This is a genomic window from Limisphaerales bacterium, assembly GCA_014382585.1.
Taxonomy (GTDB): Bacteria; Verrucomicrobiota; Verrucomicrobiia; order Limisphaerales; family UBA1100; genus JACNJL01.
This window is the reverse complement of record JACNJL010000055.1, coordinates 17,483-39,485: the sequence shown is the minus strand read 5'-3', so window position 1 is coordinate 39,485 and position 22,003 is coordinate 17,483. Positions and strand designations below refer to the sequence as shown.

Here is a 22,003-nt window from a genome sequence, read left to right as displayed (position 1 = left end):
AGACCGGCGACATGGGCTGGAAAAAAGAGCCCCCCGAGAAAATCGAAAAATTCCGTGCCGTCATGTACGACTGGTTCGGCGCCCCGGACTGGTACCCGTATAAACCAAAGCATTCCTCCTCAGCCCTGGAGAAGATCAATCAGGGGCGAATCATTGAGGAATGATTTCAATGAGTTGAAACGCCTGATTAAGAGAATAAGTAAAATGAAAACTATATGCACATACTTGTTTTGTATGGGTTGCCTTGTATTTTTGGGATGTGGGAAGAGGCAATCTGAGCAGGATAGTCCTTCGTCTGCACTTGTTTTAGAGCAAAAAACCCCTCCATTAAAAATGAAGGCCAAGAAGTTGGCTGAAAATCTTAAAGAGGAATTTAATGAAATTAAAACCATGGCGGAGTCGGGAGATGCAGAGGCCCAATTTCAACTGGCAAAAATGTATGGTGAGGGTCGTGGTGTTGAGAAGGATTTCGGTGAGTTCATAATTTGGATGCGAAAATCTGCTGAACAAAAAAATCCTAAAGCTCAATTTCAATTAGCATTGCAATTGAAAAAAGGAATTTGGACACCAAAATATGAGAATGAGTTGAGTGACTTATTTGAAGCATCAAAAGTTGGGCTTCGAAAGCTTGCGGAGGCCGGAGATTCGGAAGCTCAAGTATCTTTGGGAGCAATTTACACTGAAGCGGGGGGCGTGGAGCAGGATTACAAAGAAGCTTTTAAATGGTACCGAAAGGCATCTGAAAAAGGCAATCATAGAGCGCAAACCGCCCTTGGAATGGCGTATGCAAGAGGCCAAGGAGTAGAGCAAGATTACGAACAAGCAATTAAATGGTATCGTAAGGCGGCAGATCAAGGCTCTCCTATGGCTCAATACACCTTGGGAGGGATGTTTGCCAAAGGCCATGGTGTGGAGCAAAACTTTCAGGAAGCAGCCAAATGGTGGCGTAAAGCTGCAGAGCAAAACTTACCCTTTGCGTACTATTCACTTGGAGTTATGTACCTCACCGCTCAAGGGGTTCAAAAAGATTATAAAACTGCATTTGATTATATTTCTTCTGCTGCAGAACATAATCTTCCGGTCGCACAGTACCAATTAGCATCAATGTATTCGAAAGGTATTGGGGTTAAGGAAAATGACAGAGAAGCGGTAAGATGGCTTAATGTAGCCGCGGAAAATGGCTTTGAACCTGCTAAGGAGCAACTGGCTAATATCAAAAAAAATTCAAATTGAAGTATGAAACTAATTTTATCTCTTTTAGTGGCCGCCTTTTTTCCTGCTCAAGCAGCGGATAAGCCCAATTTTATTCTCTTTATCACCGACGATATTTCCTGGGATGACCTTGGCTGTTACGGGAGCAAGGTGGCGAAGACGCCGCACCTCGATCGGATGGCGAAGGAAGGGATGTTGTTTCATGGGGCGTACTTGAGCATCAGCAGTTGTTCGCCGAGTCGGTGCAGTTTGATCACTGGGCGGTATCCGCATAACACCGGGGCATCGGAGCTGCACACGTCCATGCCGGCTGATCAGCCGGTGTTTCCCGAGGCATTGCAGGCGGCTGGATATTACACGGCGCTCTCGGGCAAACATCATATGGGCAAGGCGGTGAATCGTGGGTTCGATAAGGTGTCCGGTGGCAAAGGTCCGAGCAAGTCGGCGGACTGGGTGCCAATGTTGCAGGAGCGGCCGAAGGATCAACCGTTCTTTTTCTGGTTCGCTTCCAGCGATGCTCACCGCGGTTGGGCGCTCAACGACAAGGCGCCGCTCTACAAGCCCGAGGACATCGAGGTGCCACCGTATCTCTACGACGGCCCAGTGACGCGCAAGGATCTCGCCGAGTACATGCATGAGGTGAGCCGCACGGATTATTACATGGGCCAACTGCGCGCCGAGCTGAAACGGCAGGGCATCGAAAAGGACACCTACATTATTTACATGACCGACAATGGCCGACCGTTTCCGCGCAGCAAAACGCGTCTGTACGACAGCGGTATTCGCACGCCGTTCCTCATTGCGCGTCCCGGCACCATCGCGCCCGCCGAGACGCAGTCGCTGATTAGCAGCATCGACATCAGCGCGACCATTCTCGATCTGGCCGGTGCTAAGAAAGACAAACGCATTCAAGGTGTGAGCTTCGCGCCCATTCTTGAGAACCCCAAGGCCACCGTGCGCGATTACGTGTTTGCCGAGCACAACTGGCATGTCTATCAGGCCCACGAACGCATGGTGCGTTGGAAGGATTGGGTGCTCATCCGCAACGCTTATCCGCATCTCCAAAACCTCTGCATGGAAGGCGACCCCAGCCATCCCGCCGGGGCCGAACTCTGGAAGATGCACGCCGCGGGCAAGCTCAACAAAAACCAGCTCGATATTTTCCTGAAACCTCGCCCCGCGCTGGAGCTATACGATCTGAGCAAGGATCCTCATCAATTGCGTAACCTCGCCGCCGATAAGAAATACGCGGCGGAGATCAGCCAACTCACCCAACTCCTTGATCGCTGGGCTGAAGATACCGGCGACACCGTTCCCAAAAATCCCACGCCCAACCGGCAAACCCCCGATGGCAAACGGTTCAAGGGCTGGAAACACGGGACTCAGCCGGGCACCGAACGCGGTGCCACCAAGATCAATCACCCCGGGCCGGTGCGGGATTGATTTTTCACCACAGAGGCACAGAGAACACCGAGATTTTTCTGAAAAAGGTTTCTCTGGGCCTCTGTGGTTAATTAGTTAGCGTCCGTACTTCAGCCGCAGTCAACGCCCGGTCAAACACGGCTGCTTCGTCCAGCCGGCCTTCCCAGTTGGACTCGTTGTCATGGCGGCCGCCGAGGAAGATTGTCTCCACTGGGAGCAACGCCGCTGCCTTCGCTTCGATTTGGAGTTTGCCGTCGAGGTACGCGCGGACGAGGTCGCCATCGCGGACGAGAACGGCGTGGTGCCATTGCCAGCGGGTGGCGGGGGCTTTGCCGGTGTGGGTTTTTTGGCCGCTACGAAAAATGAGGTGGCCCTTGGCGTTGAGGCCGAGGGAGTCGCCGGTGCCGAGGGCGTGATTGCGGCCGCGGCTGAACATCCAACCAAGCACGGCGCGCGAATCATTGGGCATGCCGTTCCAGAACCACAGCGAGACACTGTAGCTGGTGCCCAGCTTGGGCAGGCGGGCCTGCATGCGTTGGCCAACGAAATGGGCGGCGCGGTTGATTTGGCCGGGCGTGAATTTTTCCGAATGGGGACCGGCAAGTTGGTAGGCCACTTGCGTTTCGTAAATGCCGTCGTGCCGGTTCATTTCATCCGCCGCACGCGGGCCATTGAATTCATCAAGGCGCCACCACGCGGCGGGCTTGAGTTGGGCGATCGTCTCGGCGGCGGGGCCTCTCGGAGTGACGGGTGTGCGGCGCGGTTTGCCGGCCACTTTCTCGAGCAACTGAATGCACGCCTCGGCGATGCGCGGTTCGGCGCTGGACTCGAGACCGGCGGTGCGCGCGGCCCAGGTGTTGTAACCGCCGAGCGCATGTTGTTCGGGCGGGGGGATGTAGCCTTCGGAGCCGTTGGCAAGATCGAAAGTGATGGTCGTCTTCAGCGGACTCACAGCCTTTTGCTTGAGCCCGGTCAGGGCATAAACCTCGTTGGGAATGCCCGTGAGGCCGATGTCGCCGATGCGAATGGCTTGCAGGCAAAGCGTGGCCTCGGGGCGTTCGTGCAGGAAGATTTGTTCGCGCGCATAAATCTCCGGCTGTGTTTTGGGCAGGCCCTCGGTCTGGGCGACGATGCCGCGTGCCCACTCGAGCAGTTGCGCGTCCGGCGCGCGAAACTTCAGCGGCAGATCCGTCTGCGCCATAGCCAGCGTGGCCGTGCGGTCGTATTTGATTTTCTGATAGGCAGCGAGCGTCTTCTTCACCAGCGCATCGGTGTAGTCCTCGATCTTCGGATTATCCAGCGGCCGTTTGGTATAATCGCGCCGCCAAATGTCACCGCTGCAGCCGTGTCCCAACGCGCTGACAAAAGGCGGATGCAGCGATTCGTTTTGCGGCAGCGTGAGGGCCAGCTCCAGACGATCGTTAAACATCCCAAAATAATCGGCGTTCAGCCCTTTCACGCCACTGAAGTAATGCATCGAAAAATTACTGAGCACCGCAATCGGCCGGCCTTGAAGCGATTGAAAACTGATCAGCGAAAAATCCGGATCTTCCGGGCCGCTTTCACCGGTGACATCGTCCCAGTTATTGCCCGCATGCATCGTCGCGCGCACGGTGGGATTGCCAAAGGGATCCATGCGCACGCGATCGGGGCGGAGCACCCAGCGGCGCAGCGCGGTAAATTCATTCGCATCAAACACCGTCGCGCCCACCTGCGCCGGCTCGAGATTTTTTTGCGCGCCAACGATGGCCTCCATGATTTTCCGCCGCAGCAACAGCGGATAGCGCGGATCCGCGTCCGTGCCGAGGCAGCCCATGCTGGCGGGAGCGCTGTGCGTGTGTGTGGCGCTGATGAACATCCGGTCGGCGCGGATGCCGGTGCGCTCGCTCGCCGCTTTCTTGGCGTCATCGAGGAAGTCGCGCGTCATCATGCAACTATCCACGACGACGATGGCCAGCGTCGTCGTGCCGTCGGCCAGCACAATTGCCCGTACTTTGATGCGGCTGCCCACTTCGCCCAATTCCCGCTGCCGCATTCCGCCATTCACATGCACCGGTAAAACCGTTGGCGTGGCATCCGCCGTGTGCGCCCCGGCCCGCAGGGCGGCTTGGGAGGTGGGGGAAAGACAGGCAAACAAAAGAACGGCAAGGAGCGAATGAAGTGTTTTCATGGTGCGCCTTGATGAAAGCGTCTGGCGCAGGTTTCTTCAACAGGAAATCCACCGCTGGCTGGCCGCTGGAGTTCATGGCAGGAATCATTCCTGAAGCCTTGCCCGCTCCAAAATTCGTGAGTTTTTGTAACTTGTCACGGGATTAAATGTTGTGTATTTCCTGTTCAGCTCATGGAGGGCTGCAAACGTCTGGGAAGACGGGAGAACGGGATGGCGGATGGAGCAAGTTTAAAGGTCACTTACGATGTCGGCAGGGATCCGGATCATGTGTGGGTGGACATAGCGTTTCGCGATCCCAAAATGCAGGGCAAGGAGGCGAAGTTGCAACTGGTGGCGACGTGCCGTGTCTCGGAGGTGAGGCCGGTGAACGGTTCGAAGGAACTCTTTGGCACGTCATTCCGAGTAAGCGGCTCCGGGCATAAGCAGAAAATTCCGATCGGCCAGCATCGCACATACACCTACTCTGGGCAGAATATTTCCATCGTGGTGTCGGCCAAGTTGGTGGTGGATGATGCATGGGTTTTCGATACCAAGGTGGAGCAGTCGGTGGTGCTCCAGCTGGCGGGCAACAAACCTCGGGTCAAGGGCAATGCCAGCCGGATGATCGATCCGGATGACGCGTTCGAGTTCGTCAAGAACCTGAAGGCGGTGCCGTGGTTTAGCCAAATCCAAACCCTCCTCATCGTCGTCATCGGCGTGGTCGTCCTTGGCGCGAACACACTCGTGGGGATCCATGATCAGGGAGCGTCCCAAAGCAATACGATTATCTATCACTTCGATGGCTCGGATGATGAAGGCGGGCCTCCGATTCTGGCCGCGCTGGCGGTCGACGTGGTGATTGCGGTGGTGATGTGGTGGGCCATGCAGCGCCAGTTGGGAAAGTATATGACTTTACAACTCCGCAGGCTGCCCAGCATCAACCGCTCCACACGCCTGCGTGTGTCGGAACTCATCGAGGGCAAGTCGCGGGTGGACTTGGAGAACATCATCCTGCGCGTGGTGGCTTGCAACATGGAGAAGGGGCAGTACCGCGAAGGGCATGGCACGCAGGAGCGCACAGTCAGCTTCGAGGAGCCGGTGCGCGCGGTGAAGTTGTTTGAAAAAAAGGTGAGCCTCATCCCCGCCGGCCAGCCGGTCTCGAGTTTTTTCGACGACGAAATTGCGTTTGAGCCCATGTTCGCGGCGCTGTATCCGCCCAACACCATCTCCTCCCGCCACGGGTTGGAAATCTATTGGGAGGTGCAATTGATCCATAAAGAATTTGTGGACCAGGAACTGGTGTGCCCGGTGGATCTGTTCCGCTACGAGGATTTTTTGGCGGCATGACGGAGTTTGACGATTACCTGAACCTGCGCGATGCCGATCTGGAAGGCGTTCGGCTGGTCGTCTTCAACGGCGTGAGCGGCTCGGGCAAATCCACCGCCATCGGCTGGCTGCTCGCCCATCATCCCGCCTATGCCGGCCGACCGGTGACCCACGTGGCAGGCCGCCGCGGCCAATGGACATTGCCCGCGCAACACAATGGGCTCGTAGTCGTTGATGACATCGTCCACGCCCGCGAATTACCGAGGCTGGCGCAGCTGCTGGCGCGCGGCAACACCGTGCTGGCGGCGGCTCATCCGCATCGGGCATGGTTCCAGCCGTTGCGACTGCGCTGGCGCCTGCGGCTCTTCCGCACCGACACCAGCCGCGAAAAACTCATGCGCCACCTGGACGCCCGCGCCATCCCCTACACGCGCGAGGCCATCGACTCCTTCTGCGACGAATATGCCGCGAGCTATTTCGACATGAACCTCATCCTCGGGCGCTATCCCGACCGCAGTTTCGACCAAGCCCTAGCCCGCTTCCGCCGCCATTGCCGGATGCAACCCACACGCTCGGTCTGACCGCGCCAAGGGCACCGTGCCGCCGCCGATGTGGGACGGCCTCGCCATCGCGAGCGGCAAGCTGTGCCTTAGCACCAAGGCGGGCGAGGTGGTGTGCCTTGGCGAATAAGTGGGAATTTTTAGCGTCAAAACACAATGAGCGAATTTGAAATGAACCGTCGACAGGCCCTCGTTGCGGGCGGCTTGGGCGTTGCCAGCATGGGGATGCCCGGCTCGGTGATGGGCAGCGATAAACTCGATAAATCGGGCAACGCGGTGTCGGCGGAGAAGAGGTGCATCTTCGTGTTGTTGTGCGGCGGCCCGAGCCACGTGGATACTTGGGATATGAAACCCAACGCGCCGGAGGCATATCGCGGGCCGTACCAGCCGATCTCCACCAAAGTGCCGGGGATGCGTCTCAACGAAATGCACACGCGGCTGGCGAAGCTTACCGACCAGTTTACACTCATCAATTCGATGACGCATCCGGGCGCGATCAGCAATCACTTTGATGCGATGCATAATTTGTTGAGCGGCCAATCGGCCAAGCGCGTGCAGCAAGGGGTGCCGGATGATCAGCCGTACCTCGGCTCGTTCGTGGCGAAGCACAAACCGAGCAAGCGTAATATTGTCTCCAACGCTTGGCTGATTAAATGCGTGGGTCGCCCGGTTTTTTGTGCACCGAATCTTGCGCTGGGCGGTTACCTCGGCTCGGCATATGCGCCGGTATTTGTGGGTTCGGCGAATAATCATCCGGCGATGCCGAATTTTGCGGCGCCGAAAATTTATGATCTCGGCGATGCGGATCGTCTCGCCCAACGCCGCAAGCTTCTCGGCAGCATCGAGAGTAACGCGCTGGATAAAGACGCCAAGGGCGCCGACTGGAGCGATCTGCGCGAGAAAGCGTACGACGCGATGACGCGACCGGAAGGGCGCGAGGCGTTTGATCTCAAACGCGAGCCGTTAAAAGTGCGCGAGCGTTACGGGATGCATCCGCTCGGCCAAAATCTTTTACTGGCCCGCCGTATGGTGGAAGCGGGCGTGCGCTTTGTGACCGTGAACGGCTGGGTTGGCCAAGCCCCGAGCGATCGGCGAGGCCCGCCCAGTAGCAGTTGGGATATGCACGGTGGCAATATGGGGATGGGCAACGCCTTCGGGAATGGCTCCTACGGAATGGGCTTCTGCCTGCCGCGCCTGGATCAGGCGCTGGCCGGATTGTTTACGGATCTCAAAGAGCGCGGGATGATGGATAACACGTTGGTGGTGGTGACCGGTGAATTTGGTCGCACGCCAAAAGTGCTCACCCAACAACCCCCGGGCCGCCAGCATTGGCCGAAATGTTTTTCCTCCATCATTGCCGGTTGCGGCATTGCCGGCGGCCACGTGTACGGCAAGTCCGACAAGACCGGCTCGACCGTCACCAGCGATCCCGTGCGCCCCGAAGAACTCGCCGCCACCATTTACCACGCGCTGGACATCCCCCTCAACGAGCCGCAAAACAACACCGGCATCACCCGCCCCATCACCCCCGGCAAACCGGTGTTGAAATTGTTCGGGTAACAACGCATCAGTCATTGAGCGTCAAACGCATAGCGAATAAGGCTGGAAATTCAAAGTTCGGCTGATACGATTTCCCTATGAAACGCGTTTCTTTATTGGCTGCATTGATTTGTGCGTGCCAGTTGTTCGCGGTGGATTTTTCGCGCGAGATCCTGCCCATCCTTTCCAATAAATGTTTCGTGTGCCACGGGCCGGACACCAAAAAGAAGGACCTCGTGCGGCTCGATTCGTTTGCCGGCGCCACGCGCGATCTCGGAGGCTATTCCGCCATCAATCCCAAGCAACTTGGCGAAAGCGAGATTCTGGTGCGCCTGCACGATGCCGAGGAGCCAATGCCGCCCAAGGACGCGGAGAAACAGCTCACCTCCGCCGAGCGCGCGTTGCTCACGCAATGGGTGAAGGAAGGCGGTCAGTACGCCAAGCACTGGGCCTTTGTGCCGCCGAAAAAAATGCGGCCCACTTGGAAGGGAAACGCCATCGACGGCCTGGTGGAGCGGCAATTAAAAGCCAAGGACATCGGCTTCGCTCCGGAAGCGGACAAGACCACATTGGCGCGACGAGCGGCCTTGGTGCTGACCGGCCTGCCGCCGGAGCCGGCATTGTTGAAACAGTTTTTGGCCGACAAAAAACCGGCTGCGTACGAGCGGTTGGTGGATGCCTTGTTGGTCAGTCCGCGGTATGGCGAGCATCAGGCGCGGTACTGGCTGGACGCCGTGCGCTACGGCGACACGCACGGGCTGCATTTGGACAACAAGCGCGGCATTTATCCCTACCGCGATTGGGTGGTGCGCGCCTTTAACCGTAATCAACCGCTCGATGAATTTCTTATCTGGCAACTGGCCGGCGATCTCTTGCCCGAGCCAACGCTGGAGCAGCAGGTGGCGACTGGGTTTGTGCGCATGAACCCCACCACGGCTGAGGGCGGCGCCATTCCGGCGGAGTTTCAGGCGAAGAATAATTTTGACCGCGTGGAAACGCTGGGCACGTCGCTGCTGGGGATGAGCCTCGTGTGCGCGCGCTGTCACACGCACAAGTACGATCCGATTCCGCAGGTGGAATATTACCAGATGATGGCGTTCTTCAACAGCACCGCCGAGCCGTCGATGGACGGCAACCGGTACGAGTACGGGCCCACCGTCAAGGCACCGGCCGATGTGGCGGCGTGGGATCGCTGGGAGGCGCTGGTGAAACAAGGCGACGCGGCGGCCAAGGAGTTGGAGGAATTCAAAAAGACCTTCAAACCCACGCTCGTTGCGCGGGATTTGCCCAAGCCGCGGGTGACCCAGCTGCTGGATCGCGGGGAATACAATCTGCCGAAGGGCGAACCGCTGCAGCCGGATGTGTTTGCGGTGATGGGGGTGCTGCCCGAGGACGCTCCGCGCAACCGGCTCGGCTTGGCGCAATGGCTGACCGCGCGCGGCCATCCGCTGGTCTCGCGCGTGTTGGTCAACCGCATTTGGCAGCGCACCTTCGGTCAGGGGCTGGTGCGTACGCCGGCGGATTTCGGATTGCAGGGCGAACAGCCGACGCATCCGGAGCTGCTCGATTGGTTGGCGGTGGATTTGCAGGATCGCAAGTGGGATCTTAAAGGCATGCTTAAGCTGATGGTGACCAGTCGCACGTTCAAGCAAAGCTCTGCGCATCGGCCGCCGGTGAAGGACCCGGAAAACCGCCTGTGGGCGCGTGGGCCGGCGCATCGACTGGACGCCGAGGCCCTGCGCGATGTGGCCCTGTGGGCAAGCGGATTGCTCGATGACACTATGGGCGGCGAAGGCGTAAAGCCGTACCAGCCGAGTGGCCTCTGGAAAGCTCTGATGCATCCGGCCAGCAACACCAAGAGTTATGTGTCGGACAAGGACGCCCGCCAGTACCGGCGCAGTTTGTACGTCTACTGGAAACGCACCAGCCCGCACCCGATGATGACGCTCTTTGACGCGCCCAGTCGCGAAAGCAGTTGTGTGCAGCGTTCCCGCACCAGCACGCCGACGCAAAGTCTCGCGTTGTTGAACGAACGCCAGCGCGTGGAGATGGGTCGGCAGTTTGGACAGCGATTGATGCAGGAGGCCGCCGATGATGCGGGTCGACTAAACCGGCTCTTCGAGTTGGTGGCCAGTCGCGCGCCCAACGCCGCGGAACGCGCGGCGTGCATGGGATTGTTCCGGAAATTAAAGACCCGCTACGCGGCCAACGCGGAGGACGCGAAAGCGTTTCTGTCGATCGGCGATTCGCCGCGCGATGAAAAACTAAACGCCGCCGACCACGCCGCCTGGGCGCAGGTGGTCATCACGGTGCTGGCCAGTGACGTGGCGATGTGGGTGTATTAATCGTACTCGTACTTCCTACTCCTACTCGTAATCGAATGACCTCAAACCCACAATTCTCACACGAAAAACTGGAGGTCTACCAGTTGGCCCTGAAATTCGTCGCATGGTTGACGGATGTATTTCCGGAATTGAAGGAAAGCAAAGATGTGCGTGTCCGCGAGGTCATCGACCAAGTTGACCGCGCCAGCACCTCCATCGTGCTTAACATCGCCGAGGGCAACGGCCGTCGCGCGACGAAGCAACGCGCCCGGTTTTTTGATGACGCCCGGGGCTCGGCAACCGAGTGCGCGGGGTGCCTTGATGTAATGGTCTCCAAGCGGGCCTTGACGGGGGAGCGTGTGGCAGAGGGAAAGATTCTGCTGGTTCGCATTGTTTCGATGTTGACGAAATTGGTTGATAAGTTTGACAAGTGAAGAGGGAAATCGATTACGAGTAGGAGTACGAGGTATGAGTACGATTGAAAATTCGATTAAGAAATTCGAACGCGAATCGCAACTGATGATGACGCGTCGGCAAATGTTCGGGCGCTCGGCGCTGGGATTGGGCACGGCGGCGATGGCCGGGTTGATGGGGCCGGACATGTTCGGAGCCGGCAAAGGGAACGCCAAGCTGAATGGGGGACTGCATCATGTGGCCAAGGCGAAGCGGGTGATTTATCTCTTCATGAGCGGCGGTCCGAGTCATCTTGATCTGTGGGATTACAAGCCGAAGATGCAGGCGATGTACGGCAAGGATTTGCCGAAGGAAGTGCGCGATGGCCAGCGCATCACCGGCATGACTTCGCGGCAAAAGACACTGCCGGTGTGTCCGACAAAATATAAATTTACCAAACAGGCCAACAACGCGGACGGCGTGCATGTGAGCGAACTGCTGCCGCACACGGCGACGGTGGCCAAGGAGTTGTGCGTGGTGCACACGGCGTTTACCGAGGCGATCAATCATGATCCGGCGATCACCTACATCCAGTCCGGCAGCCAAATCCCCGGCCGACCCAGCCTCGGCGCTTGGTTGAGCTACGGGCTGGGCAGTGCCAATGAAAATTTGCCGAACTACCTCGTGATGCACGCGCGGACCAAGCACCCGGAGCAAAGCTTGTTCGGACGCCTATGGGGTTCGGGCTTTATGTCCTCACAACATCAGGGCGTGCTGTTGCGCAGTGAAGGGGATCCGGTGCTGTACCTGAACAATCCTGCCGGCGTCTCACGCGAAGATCGCCGGGCGCAGCTGGACACCTTGGCGGCGTTGAACCGAGCACAAGGCGAGCGGTTGTCCGATCCCGGCGCGTTGGAGCGCATTCAACAGCACGAGATGGCGTACCGGATGCAAAGCAGCGTGCCGGAGCTGATGGATCTGAGCAAGGAACCGGACAGCACCTTCAAGCTCTATGGCGAAGACGCCCGCACGCCGGGCACCTTTGCGGCCTGCTGCTTGAACGCGCGGCGATTGGCCGAGCGCGGGGTGCGGAACATTCAGATTTTCCATCGCGGTTGGGACGCCCACGGCAACCTCGCTGGCGAGCATGGCAACCAATGTAAGGACATTGATCAGGGGAGCGCCGGTCTCATCAAGGATCTCCGCCAACGCGGCATGCTCGACGACACGCTCGTGGTGTGGGGCGGGGAGTTCGGCCGCACGCCGTATTGTCAAGGGCGCTTGGGCAAGGATAATTACGGGCGTGATCATCACCCGCGCTGTTTCAGCATCTGGATGGCTGGCGGCGGCATCAAGCCGGGCATCACCTACGGACGCACCGACGATTACGGCTACAACATCGCCGATGCCGACGGCAATCAGCTCAAGCCGCAGCCGGACAAACACAAGTGGACCCCCGGTACCATGCACATCCACGACCTGAACGCCACCATCCTGCACCAGCTCGGCATTGATCATCGTCGATTGACCTATCGTTATCAGGGCCGCGACTTTCGATTGACCGATGTGCACGGACATGTGGTGAAAGACATCATCGCTTAATTTTGAATATGAAAAACCTACTCGTTACTTCATTGCTGTTTACTGTTGTCTTCCAAGTCGCCGCGGTCGATTGGCCGCACTGGCGCGGGCCGCGTCATGATGGCGTAAGCGTGGAGAAAAATCTCCCGACCGAATGGGCCGAGGACAAAAATGTGCTCTGGAAACTGCCGATCAAGGGCTCCAGTTCCGCCACGCCGATTGTGTTTGCCGGCAAGGTGTTTACCATGGCGGAGATTGACAAGCAGGTGTACTTGATCGCGGTGGACCTCAAGGGCAAGGAACTGTGGCGTACGCCGGTGGGGACTGGCAAGGGAACGGGTTCGGGCGAACGCACGCTGGCCTCGCCTACGCCAAGCGCAAATTCACGGCACATTTACACCATGACCGGCAACGGCGATGTGGCGGCCACGAAATATGACGGGACGCCGGCTTGGAGTTTCAATGCGCAGGAACGCTACGGGAAATTCCGGCTGGGCTTCGGCTTTCACTCCACGCCGCTGTTGTTTCAGGGTCGGTTGTATTTGCAGCTGATCCATTCCAACGCGGCGTTGCTGGTGAGTATTGATACCTTTACCGGCAAGGAAGTGTGGAAGGTGGAACGCAAGAGTGACGGTGTGGCCGAATGTGAGCATTCCTACGCCTCCCCGACGGCGGTGGCGTACGGGGCTACATTTCAGATCGTGACGCATGGCAACGACTACGCTATCGGGCATGATCCGATGGACGGCAAAGAACTCTGGCGGGTGGGCGATCTGAATCCCAAAGATAGCTACAATCGGACGTTGCGTTTTGTGGCCTCGCCGGTGGCGCATAAGGGTTTAGTGGTCATTCCCTCGGCGAAGAATCGCGGCGTGGCCGCCATCAGTGTGACGGGTGCCAAGGGCTTCATCGGCAAAGGCGGCAAGGGAGAGGTCTGGCGCATTGACCGCGGCACGCCGGATGTGCCTTCCCCGGTGATTTACAACAACCTCGTGTATCTCTGCCGTGAAAACGGCACGGTGACGTGCCTCGATGCCAAGAGCGGCGAGCAACTCTATTCCGAGTCGCCTCATCGCCAAACCTACCGCGCCTCGCCGGTGGCCGGGGATGGGAAGATCTATATTACCTCGCGGGACGGCATGGTGACCGTGCTGCAGGCCGGTCGGGAATTCAAGGTGCTGGCCAAGAACAAACTCGCCGGAGGGCTCACCGCCTCCCCGGCCCCCAGCAACGGCCGCATTTACCTGCGCACCCACGAGGCGTTGTATGCGATTGGGGGAAAATAATACGGGTTGTTGGGTTGTGTAGCGCCACCGTTATATGATTTAATTAATCAACGTGTCGGACCATCTACATCTATCAATTCGGCCGGATGTTTCTTTTCGGCCGAATTATTTTACCGTCATCCTCAAAATCACCGACCCCAAGATGATGGGGAAAAAGGCCGAGTTCTCTCTCGATCTGGCCAGTGAGGTGCATGATTCAAGTCCGGTCAATGATGAGACGAATCTGTACACCGACAAGTTCGTTGTGGATCGCACGGAATATGAACTTGAGATTCCAACCGATTCGTTTGAATGCTTCACCTATGAAGGAACCCATGCATCCATCGTGTTGCGTGCGAATCTCAAAGTGGATGATGCGTGGATCTTAAAGGATTCTCAGGTGAGCCGGACGACGCAATTCAAGTTGGTGGACGCGCGGTCTGGTAGCCGTGGCGGTGATGCCACAGAAGTGATTGATCCTTTTGATACAGTTCAATTCGGCAAAAATTTTGATGCTTTATCATCCGGAAGGAAAATGGGCTTCATCCTGATGTCTCTCTTGTGTGCCCTTGGATGGCTTGGCGGGAGCTGGCTGATTTGGGAACTTGGCTCTGATGATTCTGATGACTCGATTGTAGGTGTAGTGGTTTTCATTATTTTCCTCTTTATTTTAATGGTTTGCCTTTGGGTGTGGCAGAAAAACTCTCTTTTTAGATCGTACATCAACGTATCGCTTCGGCCGATTCCCGCCATCACGCGGGGTACCTGTCTGCCAATTTCACAACTGGTTTCAGGGAAATCGGAAATTGATCTCAAGAATATGACTTTGCGGGTGGTGGCTTGTAACATGGAGATGGGGCAATATATCCGAGGCTCCGGGTCTAACCGACGCACGGTGAGCTTTGAGGAGCCGGTTCGCCCGATTATCCTTTATAGTGAACGAGTGGGTCACATTCCGAAGCGTCAGGAGATCGGGAATCATTTTCCCGGGGAGGTGGATTTTGGGCCGATGTTTAAGGCGTTGTATCCGCCGTTGGAAATATCGAAAACACACGGGCTGGCGGTTTATTGGGAGGTCCAGTTGCTCCACGACGAATTCATCGACCACGAATTAAAAGGGCCGATCGATTCAATTGAGGTCACCGATTTTTTTATCACATGACCGGCTTTGATGATTTTCTTGAGTTGAAAACGGCCTCATTCCGGTCGACGCGATTGGCGGTCTTTACTGGGGTGAGTGGTTCCGGGAAATCGACGGCGATCCAATGGTTGATCCAACATCATCCTGATTTTCAAAATCGGCCCATCGAGCGGGTGATCGGAGGCGGATTGGATTGGACGGTGCCGGCAGTGGAAAACGGATTGGTGGTGGTGGATGATCTGATCCGTCCCCGTGAATTGTACAAATTGATCCGGTTATTGATGCGCGGCAATCAAGTCTTGTTAGCCGCGCACTTACACCCTGCATGGTTTGCCCCGCTACGAATCGGGTGGTCGACTCAACTGTGGCGGACGGATGTGAACCGTGAAAAACTGGCGCGTCATTTGAAAGCGGAGCGGATCGAATTTACCCAAGCCGCTCTGGAATCGTATTGTGCCGAATACGGATCGAGCTATTTGGATATGAACCACATTCTGGAACGCTATCCCCACTGTAGTTTTGATCGTGCCTTGCGTTTATTTCGAAAATACTGCCGAATGGAACAACCCGCTTTAAACTCGTAAACACAAATTAAACTCATGAAAAAAACCATCCTTCTTGTTCTGGCATTGGCCGGAGTATCATTGTCCGCGGCTCAGCCGTTGGCGCAGCAGCAGTTTGTCATCAAGAAACCCACGCCAAAATGGTTTGGCGAACGCATTGCGCTCCCACCGAAAGGGTTTGCCCCGGATCTGGGCCTGAAGGGTATTGAGGAAATTCTCTTCTCGCCGGGGATGTTCAAGGCGGATCAGCCGGATTTTTTCACGTACGTCTTTCTCTTCGCCGTGGAAGCCAAACCCGTGCTGACGTCTGAAGTGTTGCAGAAGGAATTGTTTACCTATTACGCCGGCCTCTCCAAGGCGCGGTTGGGTAACCCGAAGTTGGACACCAGCAAGTTCTCGGTGAACGTGCGCAAGATGAAGCATTTTGAGAAGAAACCGAAAGGGTCGTTCGACGTGGCGTCCTTCACGGCCACGGTGAACTGGATCGAGCCCTTTGCCACGCGCAAGTTTCAGACGCTGCACTTTGAACTGCAGACCTTGAAATTTGTCGGTTCGCCGCATCAATATCTGTTTGTGTGCGCCTCACCGAAGCCACGCGACAAGGCGATCTGGAACACGTTGCGCGAGATCCGCGGCAACGTGGCCCTGAAGCCGAAGCCGTAAACCCCCTCGCCATGGCCGAAAGCAAACCCACAGAAACGCGACCGACTCCTGCGCCTTTTTATTATATGGTGCCGTTGTTGATTGTGTTGGCGGTGGGGGCGGTGTTTTTGTGGGGCGACAAGGAGACGGAAGAGGCTTCGCGCGCGCCTTCGCGGAAGGTGGTGGTGGGGAAGGATTATTATGTGCTGGTGACGTTGATGGAGTTTCATCCGATGAAGGAGGGGGGCGATAGTTGGGACGCGGGAAGTTCCGCGCCGGATTTATTTTATCAGCTGAACTGGCACGGCAAGACGGTGTATCACACGGAAAATGATGTGGTGAAAAATGCGCTCATCGGCAAGTGGTTTGGCTTGGGCACGAATGTGAGCGTGGTCGAATTACGCAAGGTGCTTTCCAGCGAAGGGCAGCGGTTTTCGCCACGCAATCTGATTAAAGCAGCGTTAATTTCAGTGGAACCCAAGGGCGAATTGGTCATTCGGGCGTATGATGACGATCCGGTGCGGGACGACTTCGCCGGCGGTTGCGCCATTCCGCTGGCCGATCTCGAGCCGGGCGACAACCCGTATTTCATTGATGCCGAAGGCAAACCCACGCGCGATCGCGCGCAGATGGCGGCCGGGCGCGGCGGGCTCAAGCGTTTTGTCTTGCGCGTAGTGGACAGCGCGCAGCCGGTGGAAAAGCTCGTGGAGGCCCTGCGCTGACCGTTATGAACCCGCGGCAACTTCAGGGATGCCTTGCGGTGGCGGCGGGACTGCTTGGGCTTGGGTTGTTTGCACCCTGCATGACGCTGCACCCCGGCTTTGGCGAGTTCACCCCGCTCGTACGGCTGATTAACCCCGAACTCACCGTGCCCACCACTTATTCCATTCTCCAAGGCATCCGTTCCATGTTTGACGAGGGCAGTGTGTTTATCGGCGTGATGGTGCTGCTCTTTTCTGTGGTGTTCCCGATTTGGAAACTGGGGGTGTACTACATGGCCTCCGCCCGGCTGGCGGCGGGTTTGAACATCGGCGGCTCGGTACGCTGGGTGAATCAACTCGGTAAATGGTCGATGTTGGATGTATTTGTGCTGGCGGTGCTGGTGGTGGCTGTCAAGGGTTTGCCCGGCGGTTCACGTGTGGCCGTTGAGTGGGGCGCGGCGGCCTTTTGTGCTTCGGTGTTGTTGAGTATTTACATTTCACTGTATATCAGCGGCGGGCGCAATTCCGTTGCCTCGGAGGGCACGGAAGATTAACCTTTGGCATTCACCGGCCTTGCCGGCGGGGTGATCAAAAAAATTAAGAATTTTTCCTCATGCGAATTCTGGACAATCTTATTTTCCGCGCCGAGGAGTTAAATGAAGTTAAAATCCAATATCGATTGGCGGTCATTTACCAGACCGGCGATCGAACGGAACAGAATCTGGAGCAAGCCCGACATTGGTTTGAGCGTGCGGCAGAACAGGGTCACGAGGATGCCGCCCGAATTCTGGCGACTCTGGGTGGGTCGAAAAAAAACCCAGGCAAATTGGAAACGCCCCGTGCCGCTACAAAAGCAAAGGTGGGGGCTGTCGCGGAGGTAGCACTGCCTCCAGTGATCAAGACCAAACCCCTCCGGCAAGCCAAAGAATCCAAGTCTGATTCGGCGGGGCAAGGGAATTGCCCCAACGGCCACGGTCCGTTGCAGGATTGGGATGGTGATTTACGGTGCTGGATTTGCGGTTGGTCCCACAAACAATCGAGTTCGCCCGGACGTTCAACCGTGGGTCAACCGGTAAACTTCGAGGGGGCAATGGGCGGAACTGGGAACACCGAATCGCGACTGATGCGGTGGTTTGGGAAAAAACCGGAACCCCGGCTGCCGGTTGAGGAAACAAATTCCGGAGAAGCAAAATCAAAAGAACCGGGCTTTAATTTGGATGCGGTTTTTGGGGTGGGAGTCGTCTTGTATTTGCTGGCCCGAAGTTGTTAGTGAAACTCTATGCCGAGCCTTTTCGATGAACCGGCATATCGTGATTGCACCCATTCATCGGGTTGGGTAATTTCGGGGATGAACCGGTGTTGCGCAATAGCCACGGTGTGGACGGGGATTGGGATTCGGTGGCGATAGTTTAATCGTTCATTCTATCAGATCTGATGAGCAAATTCGACGCGGACATTCACAAGCTTGAGGCTGAGCCCGAAGTTGAATCGCCTAAAAGAGGCCGAGTACTGCTGGCGTTTCGTATCGGGTTGACGGGGGTGTTGCTATTGGTGGGTGTGGGTTTCTGGATTGATCTTCAGGCGCGGCGTGAGTGTGAGGCCAAGGCAAACGATTTCTTTTTCCTGTTACAAGGGCCGGACGTGAATCGTGACGAGGTTCACGCATTGATGAAGCGCGAACCCGATGCCTCTGAACCGCGGAGCCGGGAGGGTGATATGGTGGATGATTATATTTGGCCCGGGGTGTTTTTTAACTACACCATGCGTCTCATTTATAGTCGTGAATACGGGATTTATGAATTGGTGGAAGTGCGCAGCGAATCGCATTCGCGATGGGGTGGTGAATCGGGAGTGGCCGAGGGCGATCCGGTCGAACGGGTTAAGTTTTCCAATGCTCAGTTTGAGATCAAGTTGCGCGAGGAACTTAGGAAACCCGAAGGGGACATCACCAAAACCGAGTTGTTGCAGCTGGACCGAATTGATCTTGCCCAAAGTTTGGTGAGCGATCTCAAGCCCGTAAGTCAACTCCGCGGGTTGCATTTGCTCATCCTCAACAACAACCACGTGGAACATCTTGAACCCCTTGAATCGCTCACCAAGTTGGAAGTGATTTATCTGCGATTCAACCGGATCGAAGATGTCTCCCCATTGGCGAGGTTACCACAATTGCGCCGGCTTGATTTAGGCGATAATCGCGTGGCCGATCTTGAACCCCTCGGCCGCATCAGCACGCTCAATGACCTGATCATTCGCAACAACCGGTTCACCTCAATCGCCCCCATAGCGCGCTTAAAGGAGTTGCGTAAGTTGGATGCGAGTGGAAATCAGATCCGCATTCTCGAACCCATGGGTAAACTATTGCGGATAGAGTCGCTGGATTTTTCAAAAAATGAAATTTCAGATATTCGCCCGTTGGAAAATCTCCATGCGCTTGAGTTTTTGAACCTGAACGACAATGTGATCAGCGACTTATCTCCCTTGTCGAAACTCAAGGACATCAAGATTTTATATCTTGAACGCAACCGTATTACCCGCGTCACCGCGCTCGCCGGCCTCGGGCAATTGGACCTGATCAGCCTCGGCGGAAACCCCATTCCGCGCAGCGAAGTGGAGGCGCTCCGCATAGCCCTTCCCAACTGCCGAATTGATTTCTAACCCTCTCTGCACCGCCGGACCCTACTATAAACAAAACTCATTCTTACAGTAGGCAAGCGGAGCAAACTCCTGCTAGGCTTCCCGTTGCTGGTGTGTCGCGCAGACCGCCAGCTCACATAATAGCGCGTTGGGTAGCAGCCGTCGGGACAATCTCGGCGGCTGCTTTTTGGTGAGTAGAACAGTTGAACAGTTCCCGCCCCAAAAAATTAACGGGGCACGCCGCCGGGCAAGTCTGCCGCCAAAAACGTCATCACCGCCAGCGAGGCCACGCAGCGGTTGAATTCGTTTTGATCCAACTTGTCGATGGTGTCCGCGTGGGTGTGGTGAAACCAAAAGTAACGCTCGCGGTCCACCTCCAAATGCATCACCGGCACGCCGCCCACAATGAGCCTCATCACGTCCGCGCCTCGGCAGCCTTTCTTGATTTCGCCCGCGCCCAGCGGCTTTAAAAGCCCGCCGATTTGTTGGATGACTTTCATCCCCTCACCGCTACCGAGGAAGCCGTAGCCGGTTGGCTTGAAAACGCCGCTGTCTGATTCAATCGCAAGCACATGATTTTTCAACTCCTTCGCGTGTCGCCGCGCGTATTCCTTCGCGCCGCCGAGGCCGTTTTCCTCATTCGTCCACAACACCACGCGAATGGTACGCCTTGGTTTGAGGCCGCTTTTCATAACCAACCGCGCCGCCTCCCACGCTGCCAGACAACCACCGCCGTCATCCATCGCACCTTGGCCCACGTCCCACGAATCGATGTGGCCGCTGACGATTACAATTTCATCCGGCTTCTCGCTTCCGCGAATTTCTGCAATCACATTGCGCGACTTCACTGGCGGCAGCGTCCGTGCCTCCATTTTCAATCGCACGCGAATCGTTTCCCCGCGCGAATGCATCCGCGCCAGCATCAGCGCATCCTCCATCGAAAGCGCCGCGTGCGGAATACGTTTCACTTTGTCATCGTAGCGCATATTGCCCGTGTGCGGCGTTTGCATTGAAAACGGCCCCACCGACCGAATCAAGCTGGCTACGGCGCCGACCTTCGCCGCCTCAATCGCCCCGATGCTCCGCACAATCACCGTCTCTCGATAATTTGTAAACGGCACATTAAACAGCACCATCTTCCCTTTCGCCTGCGCCGCCTTTGCTTTGAGATCCGCAAAACTATCCACCACCAAAACTTCTGCCGTGATGCCTTCCCTCGGTGTGCCCACACTTCCCCCCAAACCCAACATCGGCAGTACCCGTCGGCGCGGCGAAACCAACTCCGCCGATTCCTTCCCGCGCACCCAATGCGGCACCATCACATCCTCCCCGTGCACATTGACAAACCCATCCTTTTTCATCTCCGCCAAACACCAATCAATCGCCTTCTCCAAATTCGGTGACCCGCTCAAGCGCGGCCCAAATGAATCGCACATCGTCGCCAGTCGCTGAAACGCAAACCCACTATTCGTCGCCGAATGAATCAGCCGATCAGCCGTGGCTTGATATTTTTTGGAAATTTCCGCCGCCCCTGTGGTGAAGGGTATAGCGAGGAGTAAGAGGAGGCGCAGTTTCATTTGAAAATTCCAGTCGTCAATTTGCCGTTGATGTCAATGCTGCCGCGGTTCATGGCGGGGGTATTGAATTCCATCACGATGTTGCCTTTGGCATCAATGCCGATGACGCCGCCGCTGCCTTTGGCTTTTTTGAGTTTTACCTGAACGACCTCGCGCGCGGCTTGGGCGAGGGTGGATTGTTTGTATTCCATGTGAGCGGAGATGTCGTGCGCGACGGCGTAGCGGATGAAAAATTCGCCGTGGCCGGTGCAGGAGATGCCGCAGGTTTGGTTGTTCGCATATGTGCCGGCGCCAATGATGGGTGAGTCGCCGATGCGCCCGAATTGTTTGCCGGTGAGTCCGCCGGTGGAGGTGCCGGCGGCAAGGTTGCCTTTGGCATCGAGCGCCACACAGCCGACGGTGCCGAAGTAGTCGGCGTGTTTTTCATCGAGAAAGGTTTGTTTGCTTTTGTCCTTTTTCCTTTTCCATTCCTGGAATTGTCGCCAACGTTGATCGGTGTGAAAGTATTTGGAATTCACCCATTCCAATCCTCTGGATTTGGCGAAGGCTTCAGCGCCTTCGTTGGTGAGCAGCACGTGCGGGGTGTGATCCATCACCGCACGCGCGGCGAGGATGGGATTTTTCAACGTGGTCACGCCGCCGACCGCGCCGGCCTCAAGGGTGCGGCCATCCATCAGCGAGGCATCGAGTTCATTGCGACCGGCGCTGGTGAAGACCGACCCTTTGCCGGCATTAAAGAGGGGCGAATCTTCCATCACCATAATGGCCGCCTGCACGGCGTCGAGCGAGCTGCCGCCGCGTTTGAGGATGGCGTGGCCGGCGCGCAGGGAAGCCTCGAGGGTGGCATGGTAATTCTTTTGACGTGCGGGCGTGAGCTTCGCCTTGTCCATTCGGCCGGCACCGCCGTGGATGACGATGGCAACGAGATGGCCTGGGTTTGCGGATTCAGTCGTCATTGTGAGCGCCATGAGGAT

General features: G+C 56.8%; 20 protein-coding genes. 17 read left to right on the top strand and 3 right to left on the bottom strand.

Going from position 1 to position 22,003, the window contains the following annotated elements; genetic code table 11:
- The 3 genes from H8E27_12350 to H8E27_12340 form a co-directional block, all read left to right on the top strand.
- Positions 1-164 (top strand): hypothetical protein (locus H8E27_12350; GenBank protein ID MBC8326405.1); only part of this gene is annotated, 164 nt, incomplete at its 5' end.
- A gap of 40 nt (positions 165-204) precedes the next feature.
- A complete protein-coding gene (locus H8E27_12345) occupies positions 205-1,233 on the top strand; it encodes a sel1 repeat family protein (protein MBC8326404.1) in 1,029 nt (342 codons plus the stop codon).
- 3 nt (positions 1,234-1,236) lie between these two features.
- Positions 1,237-2,655, top strand: a complete 1,419-nt coding sequence (locus tag H8E27_12340) for a sulfatase (protein ID MBC8326403.1) — start codon at positions 1,237-1,239, stop codon at positions 2,653-2,655.
- Between the two features lie 67 nt (positions 2,656-2,722).
- Here H8E27_12340 and H8E27_12335 read toward each other — a convergent pair whose 3' ends face one another.
- A complete protein-coding gene (locus tag H8E27_12335) occupies positions 2,723-4,804 on the bottom strand; it encodes a hypothetical protein (GenBank protein MBC8326402.1) in 2,082 nt (693 codons plus the stop codon).
- Positions 4,805-5,014: 210 nt separating this feature from the next.
- Between H8E27_12335 and H8E27_12330 the strand changes: the two genes are divergently transcribed.
- From H8E27_12330 to H8E27_12265, 14 genes are all read left to right on the top strand, one after another.
- Positions 5,015-6,130 (top strand): hypothetical protein, encoded by a 1,116-nt coding sequence (locus H8E27_12330; protein ID MBC8326401.1) that lies wholly within the window; start codon positions 5,015-5,017, stop codon positions 6,128-6,130.
- The gene (locus H8E27_12325) at positions 6,127-6,690 is read left to right on the top strand and encodes a hypothetical protein (GenBank protein MBC8326400.1); all 564 of its coding nucleotides are present in this window, start codon (positions 6,127-6,129) and stop codon (positions 6,688-6,690) included. Before H8E27_12330 ends, H8E27_12325 begins: the two co-directional genes overlap by 4 nt.
- 135 nt (positions 6,691-6,825) lie before the next feature.
- Positions 6,826-8,229, top strand: coding sequence for a DUF1501 domain-containing protein (locus H8E27_12320; protein ID MBC8326399.1), 1,404 nt, complete (start codon positions 6,826-6,828; stop codon positions 8,227-8,229).
- A 77-nt stretch (positions 8,230-8,306) separates the two neighbouring features.
- Positions 8,307-10,553, top strand: a complete 2,247-nt coding sequence (locus tag H8E27_12315; GenBank protein MBC8326398.1) for a PSD1 domain-containing protein — start codon at positions 8,307-8,309, stop codon at positions 10,551-10,553.
- A 35-nt stretch (positions 10,554-10,588) separates the two neighbouring features.
- Entirely contained in the window at positions 10,589-10,966 is a 378-nt protein-coding gene (locus H8E27_12310; protein MBC8326397.1) for a four helix bundle protein, read from the top strand.
- Positions 10,967-11,000: 34 nt separating this feature from the next.
- A complete protein-coding gene (locus H8E27_12305) occupies positions 11,001-12,527 on the top strand; it encodes a DUF1501 domain-containing protein (protein MBC8326396.1) in 1,527 nt (508 codons plus the stop codon).
- A gap of 8 nt (positions 12,528-12,535) precedes the next feature.
- Entirely contained in the window at positions 12,536-13,792 is a 1,257-nt protein-coding gene (locus H8E27_12300) for a PQQ-binding-like beta-propeller repeat protein (protein ID MBC8326395.1), read from the top strand.
- A gap of 52 nt (positions 13,793-13,844) precedes the next feature.
- Entirely contained in the window at positions 13,845-14,933 is a 1,089-nt protein-coding gene (locus tag H8E27_12295) for a hypothetical protein (protein ID MBC8326394.1), read from the top strand.
- The gene (locus H8E27_12290; GenBank protein MBC8326393.1) at positions 14,930-15,496 is read left to right on the top strand and encodes a hypothetical protein; all 567 of its coding nucleotides are present in this window, start codon (positions 14,930-14,932) and stop codon (positions 15,494-15,496) included. The genes H8E27_12295 and H8E27_12290 overlap by 4 nt, the downstream gene beginning before the upstream one ends.
- 15 nt (positions 15,497-15,511) lie before the next feature.
- Positions 15,512-16,138 carry a hypothetical protein gene (locus H8E27_12285; protein ID MBC8326392.1) on the top strand — a complete coding sequence of 209 codons (627 nt, stop codon included), beginning with the start codon at positions 15,512-15,514 and terminating at the stop codon, positions 16,136-16,138.
- Positions 16,051-16,839 (top strand): hypothetical protein, encoded by a 789-nt coding sequence (locus H8E27_12280; protein MBC8326391.1) that lies wholly within the window; start codon positions 16,051-16,053, stop codon positions 16,837-16,839. Before H8E27_12285 ends, H8E27_12280 begins: the two co-directional genes overlap by 88 nt.
- A gap of 5 nt (positions 16,840-16,844) precedes the next feature.
- Positions 16,845-17,372, top strand: a complete 528-nt coding sequence (locus H8E27_12275; protein ID MBC8326390.1) for a paraquat-inducible protein A — start codon at positions 16,845-16,847, stop codon at positions 17,370-17,372.
- Positions 17,373-17,431: 59 nt separating this feature from the next.
- Positions 17,432-18,088, top strand: coding sequence for an SEL1-like repeat protein (locus tag H8E27_12270; GenBank protein MBC8326389.1), 657 nt, complete (start codon positions 17,432-17,434; stop codon positions 18,086-18,088).
- 164 nt (positions 18,089-18,252) lie between these two features.
- On the top strand, positions 18,253-19,473 hold the full coding sequence (locus tag H8E27_12265; GenBank protein ID MBC8326388.1) for a leucine-rich repeat domain-containing protein: 1,221 nt from the start codon (positions 18,253-18,255) through the stop codon (positions 19,471-19,473).
- A 206-nt stretch (positions 19,474-19,679) separates the two neighbouring features.
- On the opposite strand, the gene H8E27_12260 is transcribed toward H8E27_12265, so the two are convergent.
- Both H8E27_12260 and H8E27_12255 read right to left on the bottom strand, forming a co-directional pair.
- Positions 19,680-21,029 carry a M20/M25/M40 family metallo-hydrolase gene (locus H8E27_12260; GenBank protein ID MBC8326387.1) on the bottom strand — a complete coding sequence of 450 codons (1,350 nt, stop codon included), beginning with the start codon at positions 21,027-21,029 and terminating at the stop codon, positions 19,680-19,682.
- Positions 21,026-21,985 carry an isoaspartyl peptidase/L-asparaginase gene (locus H8E27_12255; GenBank protein MBC8326386.1) on the bottom strand — a complete coding sequence of 320 codons (960 nt, stop codon included), beginning with the start codon at positions 21,983-21,985 and terminating at the stop codon, positions 21,026-21,028. The genes H8E27_12260 and H8E27_12255 overlap by 4 nt, the downstream gene beginning before the upstream one ends.
- Positions 21,986-22,003: the final 18 nt, after the last annotated feature.

What these genes read in the sequence shown, in the direction of transcription:
- H8E27_12345 (MBC8326404.1), top strand. Translation starts at nt 205, where the DNA reads ATGAAAACTATATGCACATACTTGTTTTGTATGGGTTGCCTTGTATTT.
- H8E27_12275 (MBC8326390.1), top strand. Translation starts at nt 16,845, where the DNA reads ATGAACCCGCGGCAACTTCAGGGATGCCTTGCGGTGGCGGCGGGACTG.
- H8E27_12320 (MBC8326399.1), top strand. Translation starts at nt 6,826, where the DNA reads ATGAGCGAATTTGAAATGAACCGTCGACAGGCCCTCGTTGCGGGCGGC.
- H8E27_12330 (MBC8326401.1), top strand. Translation starts at nt 5,015, where the DNA reads ATGGCGGATGGAGCAAGTTTAAAGGTCACTTACGATGTCGGCAGGGAT.
- H8E27_12300 (MBC8326395.1), top strand. Translation starts at nt 12,536, where the DNA reads ATGAAAAACCTACTCGTTACTTCATTGCTGTTTACTGTTGTCTTCCAA.
- H8E27_12285 (MBC8326392.1), top strand. Translation starts at nt 15,512, where the DNA reads ATGAAAAAAACCATCCTTCTTGTTCTGGCATTGGCCGGAGTATCATTG.
- H8E27_12315 (MBC8326398.1), top strand. Translation starts at nt 8,307, where the DNA reads ATGAAACGCGTTTCTTTATTGGCTGCATTGATTTGTGCGTGCCAGTTG.
- H8E27_12335 (MBC8326402.1), bottom strand. Translation starts at nt 4,804, where the DNA reads ATGAAAACACTTCATTCGCTCCTTGCCGTTCTTTTGTTTGCCTGTCTT.
- H8E27_12310 (MBC8326397.1), top strand. Translation starts at nt 10,589, where the DNA reads ATGACCTCAAACCCACAATTCTCACACGAAAAACTGGAGGTCTACCAG.
- H8E27_12265 (MBC8326388.1), top strand. Translation starts at nt 18,253, where the DNA reads ATGAGCAAATTCGACGCGGACATTCACAAGCTTGAGGCTGAGCCCGAA.
- H8E27_12260 (MBC8326387.1), bottom strand. Translation starts at nt 21,029, where the DNA reads ATGAAACTGCGCCTCCTCTTACTCCTCGCTATACCCTTCACCACAGGG.
- H8E27_12255 (MBC8326386.1), bottom strand. Translation starts at nt 21,985, where the DNA reads ATGACGACTGAATCCGCAAACCCAGGCCATCTCGTTGCCATCGTCATC.
- H8E27_12270 (MBC8326389.1), top strand. Translation starts at nt 17,432, where the DNA reads ATGCGAATTCTGGACAATCTTATTTTCCGCGCCGAGGAGTTAAATGAA.
- H8E27_12290 (MBC8326393.1), top strand. Translation starts at nt 14,930, where the DNA reads ATGACCGGCTTTGATGATTTTCTTGAGTTGAAAACGGCCTCATTCCGG.
- H8E27_12340 (MBC8326403.1), top strand. Translation starts at nt 1,237, where the DNA reads ATGAAACTAATTTTATCTCTTTTAGTGGCCGCCTTTTTTCCTGCTCAA.
- H8E27_12305 (MBC8326396.1), top strand. Translation starts at nt 11,001, where the DNA reads ATGAGTACGATTGAAAATTCGATTAAGAAATTCGAACGCGAATCGCAA.
- H8E27_12325 (MBC8326400.1), top strand. Translation starts at nt 6,127, where the DNA reads ATGACGGAGTTTGACGATTACCTGAACCTGCGCGATGCCGATCTGGAA.